The organism is Ruegeria sp. C5, from assembly GCF_056537605.1.
On sequence record NZ_JBQFRX010000008.1, the window covers coordinates 123243 to 145711 of the forward strand.

Annotated in this window: 20 protein-coding genes; 11 read left to right on the forward strand and 9 right to left on the reverse strand. The window is 56.8% G+C overall.

All coding sequences use genetic code 11. The features are described 5' to 3' along the window. Nucleotides 1-143 precede the first annotated feature (143 nt). The 5 genes from ACR0AW_RS19605 (at nucleotide 144) to ACR0AW_RS19625 (ending at nucleotide 5797) form a co-directional block, all read left to right on the forward strand. Entirely contained in the window at nucleotides 144-1112 is a 969-nt protein-coding gene (locus tag ACR0AW_RS19605) for a Hint domain-containing protein (RefSeq protein WP_480444272.1), read from the forward strand. 38 nt (nucleotides 1113-1150) lie between these two features. After that, complete coding sequence (mtgA, locus tag ACR0AW_RS19610) at nucleotides 1151-1891, forward strand: monofunctional biosynthetic peptidoglycan transglycosylase (RefSeq protein ID WP_170598598.1); 741 nt, start codon at nucleotides 1151-1153, stop codon at nucleotides 1889-1891. A 60-nt stretch (nucleotides 1892-1951) separates the two neighbouring features. Beyond that, nucleotides 1952-2617: an FtsZ-binding protein FzlA gene (gene fzlA, locus ACR0AW_RS19615; RefSeq protein WP_170399162.1), complete on the forward strand. Its 666-nt coding sequence runs from the start codon at nucleotides 1952-1954 to the stop codon at nucleotides 2615-2617. Between the two features lie 76 nt (nucleotides 2618-2693). Then, nucleotides 2694-3731 carry a tRNA epoxyqueuosine(34) reductase QueG gene (gene queG, locus ACR0AW_RS19620; RefSeq protein WP_170734098.1) on the forward strand — a complete coding sequence of 346 codons (1038 nt, stop codon included), beginning with the start codon at nucleotides 2694-2696 and terminating at the stop codon, nucleotides 3729-3731. 62 nt (nucleotides 3732-3793) lie between these two features. Then, nucleotides 3794-5797, forward strand: a complete 2004-nt coding sequence (locus ACR0AW_RS19625; protein WP_480439487.1) for a hydantoinase/oxoprolinase family protein — start codon at nucleotides 3794-3796, stop codon at nucleotides 5795-5797. A 24-nt stretch (nucleotides 5798-5821) separates the two neighbouring features. Here ACR0AW_RS19625 and msrA read toward each other — a convergent pair whose 3' ends face one another. Both msrA and msrB read right to left on the reverse strand, forming a co-directional pair. Continuing rightward, complete coding sequence (gene msrA / locus ACR0AW_RS19630; protein WP_170408742.1) at nucleotides 5822-6334, reverse strand: peptide-methionine (S)-S-oxide reductase MsrA; 513 nt, start codon at nucleotides 6332-6334, stop codon at nucleotides 5822-5824. After that, nucleotides 6334-6780, reverse strand: coding sequence for a peptide-methionine (R)-S-oxide reductase MsrB (gene msrB, locus ACR0AW_RS19635; protein WP_170399151.1), 447 nt, complete (start codon nucleotides 6778-6780; stop codon nucleotides 6334-6336). The genes msrA and msrB overlap by 1 nt, the downstream gene beginning before the upstream one ends. A gap of 143 nt (nucleotides 6781-6923) precedes the next feature. Between msrB and ACR0AW_RS19640 the strand changes: the two genes are divergently transcribed. Continuing rightward, nucleotides 6924-7445, forward strand: a complete 522-nt coding sequence (locus ACR0AW_RS19640; protein WP_170598604.1) for a glutathione peroxidase — start codon at nucleotides 6924-6926, stop codon at nucleotides 7443-7445. Here ACR0AW_RS19640 and ACR0AW_RS19645 read toward each other — a convergent pair. From ACR0AW_RS19645 to ACR0AW_RS19670, 6 genes are all read right to left on the reverse strand, one after another. Continuing rightward, entirely contained in the window at nucleotides 7421-8308 is an 888-nt protein-coding gene (locus tag ACR0AW_RS19645; protein WP_170426241.1) for a DMT family transporter, read from the reverse strand. The genes ACR0AW_RS19640 and ACR0AW_RS19645 overlap by 25 nt on opposite strands. 182 nt (nucleotides 8309-8490) lie before the next feature. Beyond that, nucleotides 8491-10038 carry a hypothetical protein gene (locus ACR0AW_RS19650; protein WP_170734099.1) on the reverse strand — a complete coding sequence of 516 codons (1548 nt, stop codon included), beginning with the start codon at nucleotides 10036-10038 and terminating at the stop codon, nucleotides 8491-8493. A 176-nt stretch (nucleotides 10039-10214) separates the two neighbouring features. Further along, nucleotides 10215-10502, reverse strand: coding sequence for an HU family DNA-binding protein (locus tag ACR0AW_RS19655; protein ID WP_010442901.1), 288 nt, complete (start codon nucleotides 10500-10502; stop codon nucleotides 10215-10217). A 130-nt stretch (nucleotides 10503-10632) separates the two neighbouring features. Beyond that, the gene (locus ACR0AW_RS19660; RefSeq protein WP_170399140.1) at nucleotides 10633-12096 is read right to left on the reverse strand and encodes an AMP nucleosidase; all 1464 of its coding nucleotides are present in this window, start codon (nucleotides 12094-12096) and stop codon (nucleotides 10633-10635) included. Beyond that, a complete protein-coding gene (ade, locus tag ACR0AW_RS19665) occupies nucleotides 12093-13895 on the reverse strand; it encodes an adenine deaminase (protein ID WP_170734100.1) in 1803 nt (600 codons plus the stop codon). Before ade ends, ACR0AW_RS19660 begins: the two co-directional genes overlap by 4 nt. 157 nt (nucleotides 13896-14052) lie before the next feature. Next, a complete protein-coding gene (locus tag ACR0AW_RS19670; protein WP_170734101.1) occupies nucleotides 14053-14928 on the reverse strand; it encodes a LysR substrate-binding domain-containing protein in 876 nt (291 codons plus the stop codon). A 117-nt stretch (nucleotides 14929-15045) separates the two neighbouring features. Between ACR0AW_RS19670 and ACR0AW_RS19675 the strand changes: the two genes are divergently transcribed. Together ACR0AW_RS19675 and ACR0AW_RS19680 are read left to right on the forward strand one after the other, a co-directional pair. Beyond that, complete coding sequence (locus ACR0AW_RS19675; protein ID WP_170426232.1) at nucleotides 15046-15801, forward strand: class II aldolase and adducin N-terminal domain-containing protein; 756 nt, start codon at nucleotides 15046-15048, stop codon at nucleotides 15799-15801. A gap of 24 nt (nucleotides 15802-15825) precedes the next feature. Next, a complete protein-coding gene (locus ACR0AW_RS19680; protein WP_170426230.1) occupies nucleotides 15826-16812 on the forward strand; it encodes a sterol desaturase family protein in 987 nt (328 codons plus the stop codon). Nucleotides 16813-16878: 66 nt separating this feature from the next. Here ACR0AW_RS19680 and ACR0AW_RS19685 read toward each other — a convergent pair whose 3' ends face one another. Then, nucleotides 16879-17511, reverse strand: a complete 633-nt coding sequence (locus tag ACR0AW_RS19685; protein ID WP_170408735.1) for a class I SAM-dependent DNA methyltransferase — start codon at nucleotides 17509-17511, stop codon at nucleotides 16879-16881. An 88-nt stretch (nucleotides 17512-17599) separates the two neighbouring features. Between ACR0AW_RS19685 and ACR0AW_RS19690 the strand changes: the two genes are divergently transcribed. The 3 genes from ACR0AW_RS19690 (at nucleotide 17600) to katG (ending at nucleotide 22113) form a co-directional block, all read left to right on the forward strand. Then, a complete protein-coding gene (locus tag ACR0AW_RS19690; RefSeq protein WP_170408734.1) occupies nucleotides 17600-18457 on the forward strand; it encodes an SDR family oxidoreductase in 858 nt (285 codons plus the stop codon). Nucleotides 18458-18503: 46 nt separating this feature from the next. Beyond that, nucleotides 18504-19487 carry a glycosyltransferase gene (locus ACR0AW_RS19695; RefSeq protein ID WP_170734102.1) on the forward strand — a complete coding sequence of 328 codons (984 nt, stop codon included), beginning with the start codon at nucleotides 18504-18506 and terminating at the stop codon, nucleotides 19485-19487. A gap of 424 nt (nucleotides 19488-19911) precedes the next feature. Next, complete coding sequence (gene katG, locus ACR0AW_RS19700) at nucleotides 19912-22113, forward strand: catalase/peroxidase HPI (protein WP_170613452.1); 2202 nt, start codon at nucleotides 19912-19914, stop codon at nucleotides 22111-22113. Nucleotides 22114-22469: the final 356 nt, after the last annotated feature.

Sequence of the window (22469 nt, forward strand, 5' to 3'; positions counted from 1 at the left end):
CCCGGCGTGTCGTTCCCAACACGCCGGGTATTCTTTTGTCTGGCCATATTGTTTCCAATTCTTGTGTAATGCCGTGCATAACGCCTAGCTTTAGTCATAGTTTATTCGGGAAATGCAGGCATGCTGCTATCCCAATGATGTGAGTGAAGTGGAATATCGGTGTGCCCACGACGTATACAGACCAGTTTTTTGTGCTCGACCCGGCCAATCCGGGTGCGAACGGAACCGTTGTTGGATCCACGCTGAACGTCGAGTTCTTTGATATCATCGATCAGAATGACGATGATCTGGTCAACCGGCTGAATGGAGACTCGGTTGACGGATCTGACATCACTGCGTCTTACTTCAATGATATGGTGACGATCGAGTTGCCGGGTGGTGCGCAGGTTACATATACCGGCGTTACCTTCTACCTTGCTGACGGGCGCGAGGTTTTTACCCCAACAGACGGCTCGGTTCTGCAGCAAGGCACGTTTGTTTCTTCTTCAGTCACCGATTTTAGCGATGATGGGGCTTCGTTTGGTTCGGTCGATATCGCCAACGGTGATCTCGGTCCGCCTTGCTTTACGCCCAGCACATTGATTGATACCCCCGATGGGCCCCGGCCGGTCGAGGACCTGAAACTTGGAGATCTGGTTACGACCGCGGATAGCGGCGCTAAACCTGTGCTCTGGATTGGTCGGACCAAGGTGGCAGCCGAGGGTAAACTGGCCCCCATTCGGTTCGAGACAGGGATGTTCGGGATCACGCGCCCTCTGCTTGTTTCGCCGCAGCACAGGATGCTGATCGATGATTGGCGTGCACCCTACCTGTTTGGCCATGAAGAAGTTCTGATCGCTGCCCATTGTCTTGTGAACGGAACAACAGTCACGCGTGTCGAAGGGGGCGAGGTGGATTATATCCACATTCTGTTCCGGCGACATGAGATCGTGTTCGCCAATGGCGCCAAAAGTGAAAGCTACTACCCGGGACATGCACTGACCCAGGCCGAGCGTCGGACGCAAGCAGAAGTATTGGCCTTGTTCCCGGAGTTGGCGGCGCGCGGAGCAGCCTCAGTCAGAACTGCACGCCCGGTTGTGCGACCGCGCGACGGACAGATGTTGTCGAAATAATCCGTTTCAAATACGCCCTTCGCGGCGTATAGCAAGGCATGGCAAAAAAAGCAGTCCGCAAACCGCGCGGTAAGAAAAAGAAGGCGTCCAGATCAAACAAAACAACAGGCCCCATCGCTCGGATACGGCGCTGGGCCCTTCGTGTTGTTCTGGCGATGGTCGTGGCTTTTGTGTCTTTGGTTCTGATCTATTCAGTCGTGAACCCGCCGGTCACGCATACGATCTGGTCCGAGTGGCGTCGGCTTGGGAAGGTTGATCGCGAGTGGGTGCCGATCGAAGAGATTGCCCCGATCATGGCGCGGTCGGTCGTAGCAGCCGAGGATGCCAACTTCTGCCTGCATTGGGGCTTTGATGTCGAAGCGATCCGCGATGCGCTGGAAGACGGCGGCAGCCGGGGTGCATCGACCATCACGCAGCAGGTGGTCAAGAATGTATTTCTCTGGCAGGGGCGCAGCTGGGTCCGCAAGGCGCTTGAAACCTCGATGACACCGGTTGTTGAAATCGTCTGGAGCAAGCAGCGCATTCTCGAAGTGTATCTGAACGTCGCGGAAACCGGACAAGGGATCTTTGGCGTCGAGGCCGCGGCGCAGAAGTATTATGGGGTGAGTGCGGCAAAAATGTCTCCGACACAAGCGGCGCGTGTGGCGGCGATTCTGCCATCCCCGCGCAACCGGTCGGTGACGGATCCATCGGTGCGGACCCGCAGGCGTGCCGCGTCAATTCTGGATGGAGCGGCCACCATCCGCGCAGATGGACGCGCCGCGTGTTTCGAGGATTGAAACCCAGACCCCTCAGCGGCTAAAGCTTGAAGGGTACTCTACTGGTTCGAATGGAAGTTCATGGCGCGTCTGTTTCACGTTCCCCTCTCGCCCTATTGCCGCAAGGTTCGCCTGTCTCTGGCCGAAAAGAAGATCGAGGTTGAGCTGGTCGAAGAACGATACTGGGAACAGGACCCGGATTTTTTGCGCCGCAACCCGGCGGGTAAGGTTCCTGTGCTGCGACTGGATGGTCAGATCATGGCCGAAAGCGCCGCGATCTGCGAATATATCGAAGAGACCCGACCCGAGCCACCCTTGATGCCTAAAAAAGCCGAAGCACGTTATGAGGTGCGGCGTTTGGTAGGCTGGTTTGATGACAAGTTTCACCACGAGGTGACCTCAAAGCTACTGTATGAGCGGGTGAACAAGAAAGTAACGGGGCAAGGCTATCCGGACAGCAAGAACGTCAAGGAAGGCGCGCGCGCGATCAAGTATCATCTGGATTATATGGCCTGGCTGCTGGATCACCGTCGCTGGCTGGCCGGAGATCAGATGACATTGGCCGATTTCGCCGCGGCGGCGCATCTGTCGGCGCTGGATTACATTTCGGACGTAGATTGGAACCGAAGCTCTGCGGTGAAGGACTGGTACGCCAAGATCAAATCCCGCCCGGCGTTCCGCTCGATTCTGGCGGATCAGGTTCCGGGATTCCGGCCACCGCCACATTACGCGGATCTGGATTTCTGATAGATTGAGGGGTAGGGGGCTGTCCGCCCCCTCTTGGCCATTGGGCCAATTCACCCCCGAAGGTATTTTTGGCCAGATGAAGAGCGGATCGGAGTTGAAACAGCGGTTGGTGGAGCAAGCCTTGTCTGAGGGGTTTGTCGCCTGTCGGGTTTGTCGTCCTTGGGATGTGCCCCTTGTTCCCGAACGGTTGGATGCCTTTCTACAAGCCGGATATCATGGCCAGATGGGCTGGATGGCTGAGCGGGCTCATTGGCGCGGTGATCCGTCTGTGCTGTGGCCTGACGCGCGGTCGGTGATCATGCTTGCGGAGAGCTATACGCCCGAGCATGACCCGACTGCGGTGCTGGCGCATTCCAACTTGGGCGCCATTTCGGTTTATGCGCAGAACAAGGATTATCACGATCTGGTTAAGAAGCGCCTCAAACGATTGGCGCGCTGGCTGATTGCCGAGGGTGGGGGTGAAGTGAAGGTGTTTGTCGATACTGCTCCGGTGCCAGAGAAGGCGCTGGGGCAGGCCGCTGGGCTGGGGTGGCAGGGCAAGCATACCAATCTTGTCAGTCAGGATTGGGGAAATTGGGCCTTTTTAGGGTCTGTTTTCACAACTTTAGATTTGCCTGTGGATGGCGCTGAGGTCGACCATTGTGGCTCATGCTGCGCGTGTTTGACGGCCTGTCCGACCGACGCGTTTCCGGCACCGTATCAGTTGGATGCGCGGCGCTGTATTTCGTATCTGACCATCGAGCATAAGGGGCCGGTGGAGGAAGAGTTGCGCGCGCTGTTGGGCAACCGAATCTATGGCTGCGATGATTGTCTTGCAGCCTGCCCGTGGAACAAGTTTGCGGTCGCGGCCAGTGACCTTCGCTATGCGGCGCGGGAGGAGCTAAAGGCGCCTCCGTTGGCGGAACTGGCGCAGCTGGATGACACAGCATTCCGCGCGATGTTCTCGGGCTCGCCGATAAAGCGGATCGGCCGGAATCGGTTCGTGCGGAACGTGCTTTATGCGATTGGGAACTCAGCGGTGCCGGCGTTACTGCCGGTTGCACAGGCGCTGACCGATGATCCGGATCCGACCGTGGCTGATGCAGCGCGCTGGGCGGCATCCCGGTTGTCGTAAACAGGCTGGACGCGCCGCAGGAAAACGCTACACCCGGTTCTGGCGAACAGATGGAGGACCCGATGGCGTTGGCTTTGGGGGTGGATACGGGCGGAACCTATACGGATGCGGTGCTGATCCGGGATGAGCGCGAGGTGATCGCGTCGGCCAAATCGCTGACCACGCGAGCGGATCTAGCGATTGGTGTGGGCCGCGCGGTTTCTGCCGTGCTGGAGACGGCTGATGTGTCTCCGGATCAGATTGGGATGGCATCGTTATCGACAACGCTGGCCACCAATGCGTTGGTCGAAGGCCAGGGCGGGCGCGTGGCGTTGATCTATGTCGGGTTTCGGGAAAGCGACCTTGAGAAACACGGTCTAAGAGAGGCGTTGAAGGGCGATCCGGCTTTGGTACTGACCGGGGGGCACAACCATGCCGGGGGTCAGGTCGCCGAATTGGATGTTGCAGGGCTAGAGGCCTTTTTAGACTCACATTCAGGCATTTCCGGCTATGCGGTTGCGGCACAGTTCGCGACCAGGAATCCGGCGCATGAACTGGAAGTGGCGCGCGTGATTTCCGAGCGAACGGGAGTGCCGGTCACGTGCTCTCATCATCTGTCGGCCAAGCTGAATGGGCCAAAGCGTGCGGTGACCGCCGTGCTGAATGCACGATTGATCGGGATGATCGACCGCTTGATCGGGCGCGCGCAGGATCAGTTGCGCGCGCAGGGCATCACCGCCCCAATGATGGTTGTGCGCGGGGATGGCGCTTTGATGAGCGCCGAGCAGGCGCGGGAGCGTCCGATTGAAACGATCCTAAGTGGCCCTGCGGCCTCTATCGTTGGCGCGCGCTGGCTGACTGATGTTGAGAACGCGCTGGTGTCCGATATCGGCGGGACTACGACCGACGTCGCGCTGATCAGAGATGGCAAACCTGCCATCGACCCCGCAGGCGCGCAGGTTGGCGGTTTCCGGACCATGGTTGAAGCGGTTGCGATGCGGACTCATGGTTTGGGCGGTGACAGTCAGGTGCATGTGGTGACCGAAGGCTTGGGCGGCGGTGTCTTCCTTGGGCCGCGTCGGGTGCTGCCGGTGTCGCTGATCGCAGCTGAGGCCCCGGATGTGGTACATGCGGCATTGGATGAGCAATTGCGGGCGACGACCGTAGGTGAACATGACACGAGGTTTGCCCGTCGTGTGTCGGGTATCCCCGCCGATGGGGTCGGGCCGCGTGAATCAGTGTTACTGGACCGGTTGGAGGATCGTGTTGTGCCGCTCAGCAGTCTGTTGCAAGCCCGGATGGAGCATGGGGCACTGGGTCGTTTGGTGGATCGCGGGATCGTACAGGTCTCGGGTGTCACCCCTTCGGATGCCAGCCATGCTCTGGGGCGGCTTGCGGATTGGGACTGCTCGGCAGCGCTCAAGGCGCTGGAACTGATGGCGCGTAAGCGGGTTGGATCAGGGGACAAGCTGGCAGCATCGCCTGAAGCGCTGGCTCAGCTCATTGTCGATCAGTTGACGAAACAAACCTCATTGACCTTATTAGAGACTGCTTTTGCCGAGGAAAGCCATGGGTTTGACCAGCCTGCAAGAGATCTGGCCCGGCATGTTCTGACGCAGCGCGGGCTGGCGAAACACCGTGGGTTGTTGGCATTGGATGCCGCGCTGAATGTGGATGTAGTGGGCCTTGGGGCTTCGGCCCCCAGCTATTACCCGGCAGTCGGAGAGCGGTTGCATTGCAAGATGGTCCTGCCAGAGCATGCCGGTGTTGCAAATGCCATCGGTGCGGTTGTCGGGCGGCTGACCCTTCGGCGGGCCGGTTCAGTTACGTCCCCGGCCGAAGGCCGCTATCGGGTACATCTGGAAGAGGGGCCGCAGGATTTCTCGGACTCGAATTCCGCTCTGCAGCTGCTTGAAGAGGTGCTGCGCAACGAGGCTGAGGGCGCGGTGCGCCAAGCAGGTGCCGAGGATATACGCGTGACAGTCGACCGCGATATCCGCACCGCCAAGATTGAGGCGCAAGAGGTATTCGTCGAAGCGTTGATCACGGTTGAAGCGAGCGGACGACCTCGGGTGGCGGTCGGATAGCCCCGCAAGGGGCTACCGCGCATATCATTCTGCCGCACTGGAGCGTTTTGGCAGCACCCAGTCCGGGCGCGGGAAATGGCAGGTGTATCCGTTGGGGATGCGCTCTAGGTAATCTTGATGCTCGGGCTCGGCTTCCCAGAAATCGCCGACGGGTTCGACTTCGGTCACCACATTGCCGGGCCAAATGCCGCTGGCGTTGACATCGGCAATTGTATCTTCGGCCACCTGTTTCTGGGCATCGTCCACATAGTAGATCGCCGAGCGATAACTCATTCCGCGGTCATTGCCCTGACGATTCAGGGTAGTCGGGTCGTGGATCTGGAAAAAGAACTCTAGCAGATCGCGATAGGTGATCTGGGTCGGGTCGAACCAGATTTCGATCCCTTCAGCATGGGTGCCGTGGTTGCGATAAGTTGCGTTTGGCACATCGCCGCCGGTGTATCCGACGCGGGTGCGCGAGACGCCGGGCAGTTTGCGGATCAGGTCCTGCATGCCCCAAAAGCAGCCTCCGGCCAGAACGGCGCGTTCATCGGTCATCAGATATCCTCCACATGGATCAGAAATTCGCCATACCCTTCGGCCTCCATCTCGTCGCGATGAATGAACCGCAGCGAGGCGGAATTGATGCAATAGCGTAGCCCGCCATGTTCGCGGGGGCCATCGGGAAACACGTGGCCCAGGTGGCTGTCGCCGTGTTTCGAGCGGACCTCGGTCCGGATCATGCCATGAGTGGTGTCGCGAAACTCTTCGACATGTTCATGTATGATTGGCTTGGTGAAACTGGGCCAGCCGCAGCCGGATTCGTATTTGTGGGTCGAGGCGAACAACGGCTCGCCCGAGACGATATCCACGTAGATGCCCGGTTCCTTGTTGTTCAACAGCTTGCCAGTGCCCGGGCGTTCGGTGCCGCTGCGCTGGGTGACGTGAAATTCTTCAGGTGAGAGGGCCGCAATGACCTCGGGGTCTTTGGTATAACGGGACATGGATCCTCCGGTGTTTGAATGATGATGTCCTATTTGGGCATAGATGCGCAGGAATCAAAACCATATTACAGCGCGCTCGCGGGTCTGTGCAGTTGATCCAAACGAATGCACGGCGCGTATGATTTATAACAGGAGGTGAAGTGATGTTCCGTATGGCTCTGTTGACTGCTCTGATCTTGTTGGGCAAAGCCCTTCAGGCGGCACCACTGACGGGCGAATTTTCATCAATCGATGGTGGGACAATATCACTGGAAGACTGGCGCGGACAGCCCGTGCTTGTGGTCAACACGGCGTCACTTTGCGGCTTTACCGGACAATACGCAGCGTTGCAGGAGCTGCACGAAACATATGAAGAACGCGGGCTGGTGGTACTGGCGGTCCCGTCGAATTCGTTCAAACAAGAGCTGGCGTCGTCGAAAGAGGTCAAGAATTTTTGCGAACTAAATTATGACCTTACGCTTCCGATGACGGATATCACTCCAGTGAAAGGTTTGGATGCCCATCCGTTTTACCGAGCTGTTGCTGCGCAGACTGGCTTTGTCCCGAAATGGAACTTTAACAAAGTGCTTATTGGCCCCGAGGGTGAGGTCGTTGCCACCTATGGGTCAAGCACCAAGCCAAATGCGCCTAATTTGATAGATCAGGTCGAGGCGTTGCTGCGCTGACCGGGCTCGCGCGACAGCTGTACGGCAAGAATACCCAGTGTTGTGATCAGAACCCCCACCGCATCCAATGGGCCCAGCTTCTCACCCAGTAAAATGGCGGCGATGGTCACGCCGAATACCGGGTTGAGGAAATGGAACGTTGCTGCACGGATCGGGCCGATGCGATCCAGTAGCAGGAACCAGATGAAAGTTGCCAGAAGGCCCGGGAATAACGTGGTGTAGGTGAAAGCCAGCATAAAAGGCAGTGTGGCGTGGATATGAATAGACTCGAACACCGGGGCGGCGAGAAACAGCACCGCCGATCCGATAAGCATCTGCAGCCCAACCACCATCATGAAGTTACCGCCCGAAGTCGCCCCCCGAACAGCCAAGGTGGCAAAGGTCAGCGCCAGCGCCCCGATTCCGCAGAGCAGAACCCCGAACAGATCGACACCAGCGTTAATCCGGCTACCCATGATCAGCGCGACACCGACAAAACCTGCCAGCAAGCCGACGATGCCCAGCGGGCGTATCCGCTCACCCAATAGCAGCCAGCCGGCTAGGGCTACCAGCAGGGGCATAGTCGAGGCGATGATCGCCGCGACCGAAGCCTCGACTGTCTGCATCGCATAGAAGTTTAGACCCAAATAAAGGGCATTTTGGCAGATTCCGAACAGAATAGTGGCGCGCCATTGGTTGCGAGTCAGGCGCCAGCTTTGCCCCATGGCGCGTGCGATCGCCACGCCCATTAGTCCCGAAATCAGAAATCGCAGCGCCAACGAGAACAAAGGCGAGGCATCGGCAACGATGATCCGCGCCGAGCTGAAGGCCGAAGACCAGATGAGGGCGAAAACAAGCCCCATGGCGATGGCGCGCAGGTCCATTACGGCCTCCTGATGAAATTCGGGCGACTGTTCCTGATTTTAACATGAGCTGCAAGGACCCATTGCGTCGAATAGCGGGGTCGCCCGATAGTTGGCATCAATGAGCTTGCGCGCAATGAGAATGAGCAGAGCTTTTTGTAGAAAAGCGCTGCTCATCATTATGATTCAGCTTGTCGCTTGATTCAGGCGAAAAAGCTAAGATCGTCCATCGAGAACCAACCCGCGTTCTCGACATGGTCATTGGTAATTTCACCTCCCGATGCAACGAACTCGACGTGATCAATATCGCGCCAGTCAAACTCGTGTGTGACGTGATCGAATGTCAGATCGACCTCTGCGGAGTGCACCAGCTCATCGCCATTATAGGCATTGATTGTGACTTGGTTTGCCCAGTTCGATTCAGGAATACACGTGGTGTCCGATCTGGAAGCATTGGCCAAGGAAACGCTGTTGAAGTTGAATTCTTCGCCATCGCTTTTGGAGAAGCCAACCGTTGCCCCCCAGGAATTGAATGCCTCCAGGTCGGGGTCGGGGTTTGAGCCACCGTATTCGTATGGGGTTAGAATGCCATCAGTGTTGCTCTGCCCTTTGCTAACACTTGCAATAAATACACCATTCAGCACCTGATCATTGTCTTTGATGCGGGTTCCGTCATTGAAATCCAGCACGAACTCTTCAAGCGGGTCAGGCGGGGTCAGTTCCGGGAAGTATTGGAACAAGGATTCAGGGATGTCCTCGACCTTTTCATACAAAGAAATCTCTTTCCCGGCTGCGTCTGGATAGCTGGTGACTTTCAATGCCCAAGAAGCACTGTCGTCCCCGTCCAGTTGCAGCACGTCAGAACGTTTTCCATCCGCATAAAGTGTAACGGTTACGTCCCCATTATCTTTCTCCAGCCGACGTTCCGAGATTTGTCCGTCCTGATAGGCGGTCGTGATCGAATCCCAGGATTTCGCATCCAGCTCATCAGTCTGGCTGATGCTGACGCGCTGGCCATTTGACCAGACCTCGTGCTTCGCGACACCGTTGTCATATGTCGTTGTCTTTTCAGATATCTTTCCACTGCCATCAAATGAGGTGCTGATGGTTTCCCACGACTTTATGTCGCTTCCGTCTGTCTGCGTTACGTTGCTACGCTGTCCGTCTGTCCACGTTTCCTGTTTGACAATTCCATTGTCATAGGTGGTCGTCCGTCCGGTTGTCTCTCCGTTGACATCGAAGAACGTGTCGATCCGATCCCAGGATTTGGTTTGTAGAAAGTCCTGAACAGTACTGAAATGACCGGGCGCGAAGGCTTCAACCGTCTGGGCACCATTATCGTTTGTTATCGTGCGGCCTATGATATTGCCCGACGCATCATAGCGTAGAACGATCTGGTCCCAGGGTTTTGCACCGTCTCCGAAAAACCCATCTTGGATGACAATCTCATTCGGAACACCATTTTGAAAGGTCTCGGTCACGCGGATACTGTCTGGATAAACCGTTCCGCGTTCGGTCATTATGCCATTGGCGTCATAGTCAATGAACCGATTATCAAAGCCCAATGCCTCTTCTGTTCCGACATAAAATTCCTGACGCAAAACGCCGTCTTCGTAAGTCCCGAAGACCTCGTATCCGGCATCAAAAGTCGTCCGCGTTGCAACGACAACATCGTCTTCAATCGTGTATTGAATGCTCGCCCAGTCGAATTGATTTTCTGTATCAAATTCAGTGGTTTGATATCGTGCCATAAGTCGAGATTCCTCAATAATACTTCCCATTGAGCGAGTGGATGAGGAATATGACACAACTATGGAGATAGTAGTGAAAACTCAATATCAATCAGATGTTTGAATGGCTTGTTCAAGCAAAGTAAAAGGGCCGCCAGGTGGCGACCCCTTCGATCTTGTGATCTGTCTTCGGCGAATTAGCCGTTGACGCTGTCTTTCAGAGCTTTCGCGATGGTCATTTTGACCACTTTGTCGGCTTCTTTCTTGAACTGCTCGCCGGTGGCGGGGTTGCGCACCATGCGCTCGGGGCGCTCGCGGCAGTAGATTTTGCCAACGCCGGGCAGGGTGACGGCACCACCGGCCGAAACTTCGCGAGTGATCAGGCCGGTCATGGCCTCCAGCGCGGCATTTGCGGATTTCTTGTCAGTTCCCATTTCCTCAGCGAGAGCAGCCACCAGCTGAGTCTTTGTCATAGGCTTTGCCATTTCTTGGTCTCCTTAACGTGCCCGATCTATAGGGCCTCACCGCGTAACTGTAACGGGATATTGTGGCTGAACACAACGAATAGTAGCACTAAAAACCCCAAAAATAGGGGAAATTCGTTGCTTTTTTGCTTCAGAGAAAGGCCGTTTCGTCGAACGAACGCAATTTCCGGCTGTGTAACCGTTCCAACGGCATGCCGCGCAAGTGCTCCATCGCCCGGATTCCGATCGCCAGATGACGACTGACCTGAGTGGTATAGAACGCCGAAGCCATGCCGGGAAGCTTTAATTCACCATGCAAGGGCTTATCCGAGACGCACAGCAAGGTGCCGTAAGGAACCCGGAACCGATAACCGTTGGCTGCGATTGTTGCACTTTCCATATCCAGCGCAATCGCACGGGACTGGCTGAGCCGTTGCACCGGGCCGGACTGATCGCGAAGCTCCCAATTGCGGTTATCGACTGAGGCGACTGTACCTGTTCGCATGATACGTTTCAGCTCGTAGCCTTCCAACTCGGTTACCTCGGCCACAGCCTGTTCCAGCGCGACCTGGACTTCGGCCAGCGGTGGGATCGGCACCCAGACGGGCAGGTCGTCGTCCAGCACTTTGTCCTCGCGCAGGTAGGCATGTGCCAGTACGAAATCCCCAAGCGCCTGCGTGTTGCGCAGACCGGCGCAGTGGCCGACCATCAACCAGGCGTGCGGGCGCAGAACCGCAATGTGGTCGGTGGCCGTTTTGGCATTCGATGGCCCGACACCGATATTGACCAGCGTAATCCCAGACCCATCCGCGCGTTTCAGGTGGTAGGTTGGCATTTGCGGCAGTTTAAGGGGCTGTTCCAGTACGGCTTCGGCGTCCGTGATCTCAACATTCCCGGTCGAGACAAAGCTGGTATAGCCGCTGTCGGGATCAGCGAGTTGCGCCCGTGCGTAGCTCTCAAATTCCGAGACATAGAACTGATAGTTGGTGAACAGCACGTGGTTTTGGAAATGGCCGGGGTCAGTCGCCGTATAATGCGACAGTCGTGCAAGCGAATAGTCCACCCGCTGGGCTGTGAAGAGCGCAAGGGGTCCCGCTTCGTTTTCCAGCTCGTGCACGCCATTCACGATATCGTCGTTTGTTGTATTCAGGTCCGGTACATCGAACGCATCGCGCAGAGTGAACCCAGCTGCACCCTGATGCGGGACAACCAGATCCGGGTTATTGGCGACAGCGAAATGGACCGGGATCGGCGTTTCCGAAGCTCCGATTGTGACCGGCTGATCGTGGTTCTTGATCAATAGCGCGATTTGCTGGGTAAGGTAGGACCGGAACAGATCGGGGCGCGTCACTGTCGTGGCGTGCGTGCCCGGCTCGGACACGTGACCGAAGCTCAGCCGGCTGTCGACCTGCGCGTAAGACGAGGTCCTGATCCGGATTTCGGGGTAGAACGCCCGAAACCTCTCGGTAGGAGCGCCGTTCTTAAGTGCATTTGCAAACCTATCGCACAGGAATTTTGTCGCCTGTTCATAGAGCTCTTCTAAACGTGCGACAGCTGCAAGCGGATCGCTAAATTTCTCGGGGTTGGGAACGTCAGGTGTTCGGATAGTAGTCATGCAAGGGGTTCCAGAAGGTCGATCTTTTCGAATGTACGTACATCCACCAGCCCAAGGTCCGAGATCCGCAGTTCAGGAATCACAACCAGGGCCAGCAGAGAATGCTGCATATATGCGTTGTTAAGCTGACAGCCGCAGGTCTTCATCGCCTCGACCATTTGTTCCGCTTTGGCGGCAACCTCAGTCGCTGGGTTGTCGGACATCAAGCCTGCGATGGGCAGTTCCACCAAGGCCAGTTCCTCGCCATCGCGAAAGATTGTGATGCCTCCGCCCACTTCGGCCAGCCTGTTCGTGGCCAGCGCCATCTGTTCACGGTCGGTGCCGACAACAATCATATGGTGGCTGTCATGCGCAACGGTCGAGGCCATGGCCATTTTGCCTTGATACCCAAAGCCCGAGACAAAGGCGTTAGTCACACCCCCCGTGGCGCGATGCCGTTCGACCAATGCGATCTGGCACACGTCGCCTTCGCCTTCAACAAGCCCTTCGATAATCGGCAGCTCGGATTTCAACGCTTGCGTTGGGGCCTGATTTTCAACCACCCCGATCACGTTGGCCGTGACACGATTCGCTCCGGCAGGGGCTGCGATTTCAAAGTCTGTCGAGGTCAACGCATGCCCTAGGTGTACGGTGTTTCGCGCCTTAGCGGGCCAGTTCAGATGCGGGCATTCGACCGTTACCGTCCCGTTTTCAGCCACAATCTGACCGCGCGCGACTACGGTTTCGATCGGAAGCTCTACCAGATCAGAACTCAGGATAATGTCAGCGCGCCGCCCGGGTGTAATCGAGCCGATCTCGCGTTCCAACCCAAAATGGGTCGCCGTGTTGATCGTCGCCATTTGCAGCGCAATCAGAGGATCGCAACCACAGGCAATCGCATGTCGCACTACGCGGTTCATGTGTCCGTCATTTACCAGCGTTCCCGAATGGCAGTCGTCGGTGCACAAGATGAAGTTGCGCGGGTCCAGCCCTTTTTCAGTCACCGCAGTAATCTGGCTTTCGACATCATACCAAGCCGACCCCAACCGCATCATTGACCGCATTCCCTGACGGACACGTGCGATGGCGTCGGCCTCGCAGGTGCCTTCATGATCATCCGCAGGGCCACCAGCGACGTAAGCGGCAAATTCAGGCCCTAAATCTGGCGAAGCATAGTGCCCGCCAACTGTTTTACCGGCGCGTTGTGTGGCCGCGATCTCTGCCAACATCTTCGGATCGCCATGAATGACTCCGGGAAAGTTCATCATCTCGCCCAGTCCGATGATACCGGGCCAAGACATCGCCTCAACCACATCCTCGGCGGTGATCTCATACCCTGTGGTCTCAAGCCCCGGTGCTGAGGGTGCACAGGACGGCATCTGGGTGAAGATGTTCACCGGCTGCATCAGCGCTTCGTCATGCATCAGGCGTACGCCTTCCAACCCCATCACATTGGCGATCTCATGCGGGTCGGTGAACATCGAAGTCGTCCCATGCGGAGTGACTGCGCGGGCAAATTCTGCCGGGGTCAACATACCAGATTCGATATGCATATGTGCGTCGCATAACCCCGGCACCAAATAGCGACCGTGCGCCTCGATGATCTGAGTCTCAGGACCGATACAATGCGCGGCGTCCGGCCCCACAAAAGCAACGCGCCCCGCAGCGATCGCCACGTCATGGTCAGGCAGGGTTTCGCGGCTATGCACATTGACCCAGACGCCGCCACGGATCACCAAATCGGCAGCCTCGCGGCCAGCAGCAACAGCAATGAGACGAGGGGCGGTATCGGGCCAACTTGGGAAGGGAGTGTATTCCATGGCCCAACTTTCCCGAATGCGGCGCAAGGTGCAACCCCCACTATTAAGGTATCATGGAATCATCACAAAACCTGCCATCCGCAGCGCGCCAGCGCTGCCACGCCCAACCAGAGGAGATGCCCAAAGGGCATCAAAGATGGGCGGGAGCGACCCGCGATTAGTTGTGGCGATCGGCTTCAATCTCCGCGCGCAGCCAGTCGACAAACGCCAACGCGCCCGGCGTTTCCTCGGCTTGGGGCGATAGCAATAGATAATAGGCCTCGGGCATAGTAGCGCGATGGTTGAACGGCGCGATCAGGCGGCCTTCTTCAATCAACCGTTTTGCGATCATGTCGTGGGCTAAACACAAGCCTCCTCCGGCCATCGCAACCGACAGGCTGACCAGATAGGTCGTCGAATAGGTTACCTTAGGTTTCCCCCAAGTTAGGCCCTGATCTGTGATCCAGCTCTCCCAATTCGACAACAAATTTGAACAGTCGAACAGGGGCTGTTCCTGCAGAGTTTCCAGCGTCACCGGGAAGTCGGGGGCACAGACAGGATAGTAGTGATCTGTCCGTAGCAATTCCGTTCGCACCGTATCGGCTGGGCGCAGCGAATAGCGGATTTCCACCGCCGCGCCTTCGGCCATTTCGCGAGGCTCCCACAGTTCAGTGAAGATATTCAGATGTACATCCGGATGCAGTTCCCGAAACCGGGGTAGGCGCGGAGCCAGCCAGTTGACGGCAAATGTGATATTGCTCTGGACCTGAACCGCGTTTTGTTGTGCGCCCGTGACGGCTTGTGTCCCCCTTACCAGAGTTCGAAAGGCTTCACGCACGACCGGCAGATAGGTGATACCAGCTTCGGTCAGCTCCAATGCACGCGGACGACGTAGGAATAATGGCTGACCCAAATAGCCCTCTAGTGATTTGATTTGCTGGCTGACTGCGCTTTGCGTCATGTTCAAATCCCGCGCCGCCCCCGTGAATGACAAATGACGGGCCGCCGCTTCAAATGTGCGTAGCCAGCCGAGCGGTGGAAGTGATTTCTGCATGCTCATAACTCTGCCAGTAGTTTTACTAATGAACTAGGCATGTTTTTTTCGTTGGTCAAACGTTTGCGGTGAAGGCACGATTTCCCAGAAGTCAATTGACAAGCGAAGGAGCCCGGCATGAGCGTTACAAACCTGCGTCCCAACATCGATCATTGGTCCGAACGCGTGGACATGGCCGCCGCATTCCGCTGGACCGAACGGTTGAACATGCATGAAGGGGTGGCGAACCATTTCAGCCTTGCGGTGAACGAAGACGGCACGCAGTTCCTGATGAATGCCAATCAGATGCATTTCGCGCGTATCAAGGCGTCAAATCTGCTGCTGCTTGATGCCAATGACAAAGATGTCATGGACCAGCCCGGCGCACCGGATCCGACGGCTTGGGGGCTCCACGGATCGATCCACCGCCATTGCCCGCATGCGCGCTGCGTGATGCACGTGCATTCGATTTTTGCGACGGTTCTTGCCTCGCTGGCAGACAGCAGCTTGCCGCCGATCGATCAGAACACCGCAACTTTCTTCAATCGCTACGTAATCGATGAAGAATTCGGAGGTCTGGCTTTTGAAAGCGAAGGTGAGCGCTGTGCCGCGATGCTGTCGGACCCGAAAAAGAAAGTCATGATCATGGGCAACCACGGGGTTTTGGTGATCGGCGACAGTCCGGCAGATGCCTTTAACAGACTCTATTATTTTGAACGCGCCGCAGAAACGTACATTCGTGCTCTTCAAACCGGGCAACCTTTGCGCGTTCTGTCCGATGAGATTGCTGAGAAAACCGCGCAAGAGCTTGATGAATATCCCGGTCAGGCCGAAGCACATTTACGCGAAATCAAATCTGTTCTGGATGCCGAAGGCTCGGATTACGCAACCTGAAGCGCACTGTTAGGAGTTTCAGCCATGACCGATATACATGATGCAGAAGCCGCCCGATGGAATTACCGCCCCGAAGGGCCCGTCGGTTTGAACCCTTTGTTCAACTGGCCGCCGCGTCCTGCGGCTATCCTGAACTGGTACAAAGGGGCTTGGCTTCCCCTTACGTCGCTGACGCTTTGCATGGTGATGGCTTTTGCCGCCTATTTCGTGTTTTTACCTCCATTAGAGACCATGCAGAGTTTCGCGCCCGGCTGGATGTTCCGTATCTGGCTGCTGAACATGGTGCCTCAGATCATGATAGCAGGAGGTCTGCATTGGTGGCTTTACATGCGCAAAGGGCAGGGCATGTACAAGAAATTCGACCGGCGTGATCTGACACGTGACAATGGGTCGTTTACCTTTCGAAATCAGGTTTTGGATAACATCTGGTGGACGCTGGGAAGTGCGATGACTGTGGCGACGGTCTATCAGTGGCTGATCTACTGGGCGATGGCGAATGGCTATGCGCCAGTGATAACCTGGGCCGCGGCCCCCGTTTGGTTCGTGATCTGGATGCTTTTCATCCCGATGTGGTCAGGGCTTCATTTCTACTGGGTGCACCGATTGGAACATCACCCGAAACTCTACAAGCACGTTCATGCTGTGCACCATCGTAACGTCAATATCGGACCATGGTCGGGAATATCGAACCACTGGTATGAAAACCTTCTCTATTTCACCACCTACTTCATCCATCTGATTGTACCCTCGCATCCGCTGCATCTGCTGTTTCACGCCTACTTCCAGCAGATCAGCCCGGTACTGTCTCACTCGGGTTTCGAAAAGCTGAAGGCTGGTGAAACGGATGCCGCGCGGGCAGGGGACTTCTTCCACCAGCTTCATCACCGGTATTTCGAGTGTAACTACGGCACATCCGAGATTCCGTTCGACAAGTGGTTCGGCACTTATCACGATGGTTCAGCCGAGGCGACAACGCGGACACGGGCTTTCAAGAAGCAGATGTATACTTAGATCACGAGGGCGTTCTGCCCCGCCGAGTTCTGCATAGGTCCGTATATGACCTACGCAGAGCTTTGGTCAGGTTTTCTCAAACAACGCGATCAAAGCGACGTCATCTTTGTTAGGGCCGGCAGCAAGATCGCCATAAATCCGGACCTGCGTTAACGATAAGTCTCTGATCTGATCCGCTTCGAGGCGGCGGAAGGTATCGGCGAACCCGAGCGCCTCAAAGTGTTTTGCGTTGATCGACAGGGCGAACTGCGCACCGTGGCGTGCGACGCGCAAGAGCGCTGGCAAAACTTCTGGCCCAAGATGGCCATGGGTGAACGTTCCGGACGAGACGACACCGGCATAGCTGCCGCGCGGAACCGGCAGGCCCTGATTGAGATCGGCTTCGATCGCGTCGCGATAGATATCCTTGCGCATCGCCTCGTCCAGCATTTCGGCGCTGATATCGGTGGCGTCGATCGGACCCACGCCCAACCCGGCCAGAATAGCTCCGCATAACCCCGTGCCCGCGCCTACATCCAATACCGGGCCTTGTCCGCCTGCACCCACAAAAGCGCGCGCCGTGTGGATGTGGAGTTGATAGTCCTCAAGCGCTGCGAAACTGTCGTCATATTCCCCTGCCCATTCCGCATAAAGGCGCTTGTTCTCCTCGGGCGATTTCAGGGAGTAGGCTGCGTGCAAGTCAGGTGTCTTTTTGGTCATTTCTCAATGAATGCGCATCAGAGGATTCGAATCAAGTGCGTCCATCCGGCGCTTGCATCCACGTGCCGGGCAGATCATCAAAGGGACCATGACACAGACACTATTCTCCTTCGGCCACGGCTATTCTGCCCGAGCGATATCGAGGCAACTGGATCCAACCACATGGCGGGTCATCGGAACCACGCGTGATTCCCAGCAACTTGAGACAATCCGCGACTCGGGCGCCGAGCCTTGGGTCTGGCCGGGGGATCGGCCTGATCTGGATGGGGTGACGCATCTGCTTGTCTCTACAGCACCCACAGCCGATGGTGATCCGGTGCTGGCGGAATTGAAGGATGAGATCGCCGCGCGGATCGGACAGTTCAAATGGGTCGGCTACCTGTCGACCACAGCCGTTTACGGGGATCACCAGGGAGGCTGGGTGGATGAGACGACGCCCGCCACACCGACGGCTGAACGTGGCCGTTGGCGCGTGCGTGCCGAGGAGCAATGGGGCGGCATTCCGGGCCTGCCCTTGCATATCTTCCGACTGGCAGGGATTTACGGGCCGGGTCGCGGGCCGTTTTCAAAGCTGAAACGCGGAGGGTTGCGGCGGATCATCAAGCCGGGCCAGGTATTTTCGCGCATTCATGTTGACGACATCGCACAAGTTTTGATCGCGTCGATGGCCAAACCCAATCCGGGTGCGATCTATAATGTCTGTGATGATGAACCGGTGCCTCCGCAGGACGTGATCGGCTATGCCGCCGAGTTGCAAGGTCTGCCGATGCCACCTGCGGTTCCGTTTGATGAGGCTGATCTGACTCCGATGGCGCGCAGTTTCTATAATGAGAACAAGCGCGTTCGGAATGATCGGATCAAGGATGAACTGGGCGTCTCATTGCTCTATCCGAACTACCGTGTAGGGTTGGAAGCACTGATGCAGCATCAGAAGGATGCCACTTGATCGCCGCGCCTTGCCAAGAAACCGGCACGGATTGTATGGGATTTCGATGAAAGACCGCTCTGTCCCGCTGAACATTACCGTTTCGACCCTGACCCGGCAGCGGCCCGAGATGCTGGCTGCTTTGATTCGAAGCTGGGGAGAGATGAAGCTGCCGCCCGACTGCTCGGTGCGATGTTTGGTGGTGGAAAACGACAGCTCAGCGCTCAGCGAAGGTACCGTGCAGGCAGTAGGGGAGAAGCTGCCTAATGGAGCAAGTCTGAACTATGTCCTTGAGACCGAACTCGGCATCCCGTTCGGACGCAACCGAGCCGCGCGCGAAGCGTTGGAGAATGGCTCGGATCTGCTCTGTTTTGTCGATGATGACGAGGTGGTGGCGGTCGATTGGCTTGAACGGTTGGTCGCCGGGTATCGCAACAGCTCTGCCGTGCTAATGGGCGCTCCGCTTCGTGCGGCGGGGCCATCGGGGCAGGAGACCGCGATTCAGCGGCTGATGTTGCGCAATATCAGCAACCGTTACCTCGACAAGGAAAACGCAGCCGCCAAGAAAGCCACGCTGAACGATACGGGCGGCGTGACCATTGTGACCAACAATTGGCTGGGCGAGACACGTCTGTTCAGCGAAACCGGCCTTTGGTTCGATGAAACCATGCGGATGACCGGGGGGACGGATGCAAAGTTCTATGCCGAGACCGTTGCTGCAGGCTTACCGGTCGGCTGGGTGCCCGACGCTTTTGTGTACGAGACCATTCCTCCCGAAAGGTTGTCATTCTGGTATCAGACCGCCCGGGGAAGGGACCAGTCCAACACCCATATGCGCCGTAAGCTTGATCAGAAGCCAACAAAGGCGATCTTGGGGTTTTTGAGCACCCCCTTCCGCTTGTTGGCGCTGTTAGGGGCAATCCTTCTGTTTCCGTTCCAACCAGATCGGCGATTGATCCAGATCGCCCGAACGGTTGGGTGGCTTGTCGGGGTATTGGGAATTCCCTTCGGCTATAAATCGGCCCTTTATAAGAAGGTCAGTGGCCACTGAATCTGGGCCGGTCAATCCGTTTTGCGCTAGACTCAGTTCAGTCGTTTCATGCGCGGCCATCATCGGAAGTTTATTTGCGTCCACTCTCTCTTGTGCCCGACTTGCGAGGCACGGTGAAGCTTGGTGGTGCAATCGCAATCACGCGCTTCAGGGTCAGGCTGCGCGCAGATGTTCAAGTGATAGCTCTGGATTATCAATATCATCAAAAAACAAAACTTATATGAATGGCTTGGATTTGCTAAATCTACATCCAAACAGAAAGAACGAGTCGTTAATGCTATTTCCTACAATGAAGGCAGGGCCGATCTGCGCGATCCCGCGTAACGCCCATGCCAAGGACGAGCGCAAAAACACTCAAGACCCCTGTTTCTCGTTTCAAAGTTAACCGCGCGACGCACACATCTAGCCAGGACTGGAGATCGATATGGACGGAAGTGATACCCCCAACATGGGCAAATGCCCGGTAATGCATGGCGCCGAGGCCCGGTCCAACCGGGATTGGTGGCCGAACCAACTGAACCTGTCGATTCTGCATCAGCATAGCCCTGCATCGAACCCGATGGGCGAGACATTCGACTATGCCGAAGAGTTCAAGAAGCTCGACCTGAAGGCACTGAAGGAAGACCTGTATGCGCTGATGACAGATTCGCAAGATTGGTGGCCCGCAGATTATGGTCACTATGGCGGTTTGTTCATTCGTATGGCCTGGCACGCAGCGGGCACCTACCGCACGGCAGATGGCCGCGGCGGCGCATCGACCGGCAATCAGCGGTTCGCGCCTCTGAACAGCTGGCCGGACAATGGCAACCTGGACAAAGCGCGCCGTCTGCTTTGGCCGATCAAGCAGAAGTACGGCAACCAGATCTCGTGGGCTGACCTTTACATATTGGCGGGCAACTGCGCGATCGAATCCATGGGCGGCACAACATTTGGATTCTCCGGTGGTCGTGAAGACATCTGGGCTCCTGAGGAAGACATTTATTGGGGTGCCGAGACCGAATGGCTGGCTCCAACCGAGAACCCGCACAGCCGCTATTCGGGCGAACGTGATCTGGAAAACCCGTTGGCCGCTGTGCAAATGGGTCTGATCTATGTGAATCCCGAAGGTCCAGATGGTCAGCCAGATGCCTTGGCTTCAGGTCGCGATATTCGCGACACCTTTGGCCGAATGGCGATGAATGACGAAGAAACCGTTGCTTTGGTTGCGGGTGGCCACACCTTTGGTAAGGCCCACGGCGCCGGTGATCCCGGTCTTGTCGGTCCCGAACCCGAGGCCGCCCCGATGGAGGCGATGGGCTTTGGCTGGATCAACGACTTTGGCAGCGGCAAGGGTGATGATACCACCACCAGCGGCATCGAGGGTGCCTGGACCGCAAACCCGACCAAGTGGGACAACGGTTACTTCGACCTGCTGTTTGGCTACGACTGGAACCTGACCAAGAGCCCAGCGGGCGCGTGGATCTGGGAACCTGTTGGGGTCAAGGAAGAGGACATGGCCCCGGCAGCGGGTGATCCATCGAAAAAGGTCAAGACTATGATGACCACCGCCGACATGGCGATGCGCATGGACCCGATCTATGGCCCGATCTCGAAGCGCTTCCACGAAAACCCGGACGAATTTGCCGATGCCTTTGCCCGCGCGTGGTTCAAACTGACCCACCGCGACATGGGTCCGCGTGCGCGTTATCTGGGAGCCGAGGCACCTAGCGAAGAGCTTATTTGGCAAGACAACGTCCCGGCCGTCGATCACGCGCTTATTGACGACGCTGATGTAGCCGATCTGAAAGCCAAGATACTCGCGACGGGATTGTCTGTCTCAGATCTGGTGTCGACCGCATGGGCTTCGGCCTCGACCTTCCGGGGATCGGATATGCGTGGCGGTGCCAACGGTGCGCGCGTTCGTCTGGCCCCGCAGAAGGATTGGGAGGTCAACGAACCGCTGAAACTATCCAAGGCGCTGAATGCGCTGGAAGGCGTTCAGAAAGCGTTCAATGACGCGCAGTCTGGTGGCAAGAAGGTCTCATTGGCCGATCTCATTGTCTTGGGTGGTGGTGCTGCCATCGAAAAGGCAGCCAAGGCCGCAGGTCATGATGTTGATGTTCCCTTTAGCCCCGGTCGCACCGATGCTTCACAAGAGCAGACGGATGTCGAGTCTTTCGCGGTGATGGAACCGATAGCGGACGGTTTCCGCAACTACCTGCACAAGGAATACTCGGTTCCGGCCGAGGCCCTGCTAGTGGACAAAGCGCAACTGCTGACGCTGTCGGCACCGGAGATGACTGCGCTTGTAGGTGGGATGCGTGTGCTGGGCACAAACTTTGACGGAACTTCTCATGGTGTGCTGACCGAACGGGTCGGCACGCTCAGCACCGATTTCTTCGTGAACCTGCTGGATATGGGCACCGAATGGAAACCATCCGGTGACGGCGTCTATGAAGGCCGCGACCGCGCAAGTGGTGACGTGAAGTGGACAGGTACCCGCGTGGATTTGGTCTTTGGGTCGAACTCGCAGCTGCGGGCACTGGCCGAGGTCTATGGTCAGGACGACGCAGGTGGCAAATTTGTCTGCGATTTCGTCTCGGCCTGGAACAAGGTGATGAACGCGGATCGTTTTGATCTGAAGTAACCCTATAACCATCGCAGTAAATTGCGCCGCCCGACGAGAGTCGGGCGGCGTTTTCATGCGCCTGACTCAGGGCGCGTACCAAGCATTGGGTACGATTCCGCCGAGAGACTGTTCTTTCTCTTTCTATAAACCTCCTTTTTGTGAGTTCTCGGGTGGATTTGTTAAGCTAACCTGTTGTTTTTATTAAGGTGAAGAAGAAGGTGGTCGGAAATGTGAAGTTTTTTCAAATTGGGGGTTGCAGGTCCCAGACCTAATCCGTAAATACCCCTTCACCGGCGCTGCTGAGGTGCTGGGACGCGGTGGAAGCTGCGGAGACGCTCGGGAGAGACTGGGGGCATCTGAGGTTTTTGATTGGG

Bases quoted from the DNA above. Each gene is read 5' to 3' on its own strand.
- ACR0AW_RS19655 (WP_010442901.1), bottom strand. From the start codon at position 10,502: ATGGCAAAGCCTATGACAAAGACTCAGCTGGTGGCTGCTCTCGCTGAG.
- ACR0AW_RS19690 (WP_170408734.1), top strand. From the start codon at position 17,600: ATGACACAGACACTATTCTCCTTCGGCCACGGCTATTCTGCCCGAGCG.
- msrA (WP_170408742.1), bottom strand. From the start codon at position 6,334: ATGACCGATGAACGCGCCGTTCTGGCCGGAGGCTGCTTTTGGGGCATG.
- ACR0AW_RS19625 (WP_480439487.1), top strand. From the start codon at position 3,794: ATGGCGTTGGCTTTGGGGGTGGATACGGGCGGAACCTATACGGATGCG.
- ACR0AW_RS19670 (WP_170734101.1), bottom strand. From the start codon at position 14,928: ATGCAGAAATCACTTCCACCGCTCGGCTGGCTACGCACATTTGAAGCG.
- queG (WP_170734098.1), top strand. From the start codon at position 2,694: ATGAAGAGCGGATCGGAGTTGAAACAGCGGTTGGTGGAGCAAGCCTTG.
- ACR0AW_RS19680 (WP_170426230.1), top strand. From the start codon at position 15,826: ATGACCGATATACATGATGCAGAAGCCGCCCGATGGAATTACCGCCCC.
- ACR0AW_RS19660 (WP_170399140.1), bottom strand. From the start codon at position 12,096: ATGACTACTATCCGAACACCTGACGTTCCCAACCCCGAGAAATTTAGC.
- ade (WP_170734100.1), bottom strand. From the start codon at position 13,895: ATGGAATACACTCCCTTCCCAAGTTGGCCCGATACCGCCCCTCGTCTC.
- mtgA (WP_170598598.1), top strand. From the start codon at position 1,151: ATGGCAAAAAAAGCAGTCCGCAAACCGCGCGGTAAGAAAAAGAAGGCG.
- ACR0AW_RS19645 (WP_170426241.1), bottom strand. From the start codon at position 8,308: ATGGACCTGCGCGCCATCGCCATGGGGCTTGTTTTCGCCCTCATCTGG.
- msrB (WP_170399151.1), bottom strand. From the start codon at position 6,780: ATGTCCCGTTATACCAAAGACCCCGAGGTCATTGCGGCCCTCTCACCT.
- ACR0AW_RS19685 (WP_170408735.1), bottom strand. From the start codon at position 17,511: ATGACCAAAAAGACACCTGACTTGCACGCAGCCTACTCCCTGAAATCG.
- fzlA (WP_170399162.1), top strand. From the start codon at position 1,952: ATGGCGCGTCTGTTTCACGTTCCCCTCTCGCCCTATTGCCGCAAGGTT.
- ACR0AW_RS19675 (WP_170426232.1), top strand. From the start codon at position 15,046: ATGAGCGTTACAAACCTGCGTCCCAACATCGATCATTGGTCCGAACGC.
- ACR0AW_RS19650 (WP_170734099.1), bottom strand. From the start codon at position 10,038: ATGGCACGATATCAAACCACTGAATTTGATACAGAAAATCAATTCGAC.
- ACR0AW_RS19695 (WP_170734102.1), top strand. From the start codon at position 18,504: ATGAAAGACCGCTCTGTCCCGCTGAACATTACCGTTTCGACCCTGACC.
- ACR0AW_RS19640 (WP_170598604.1), top strand. From the start codon at position 6,924: ATGTTCCGTATGGCTCTGTTGACTGCTCTGATCTTGTTGGGCAAAGCC.
- katG (WP_170613452.1), top strand. From the start codon at position 19,912: ATGGACGGAAGTGATACCCCCAACATGGGCAAATGCCCGGTAATGCAT.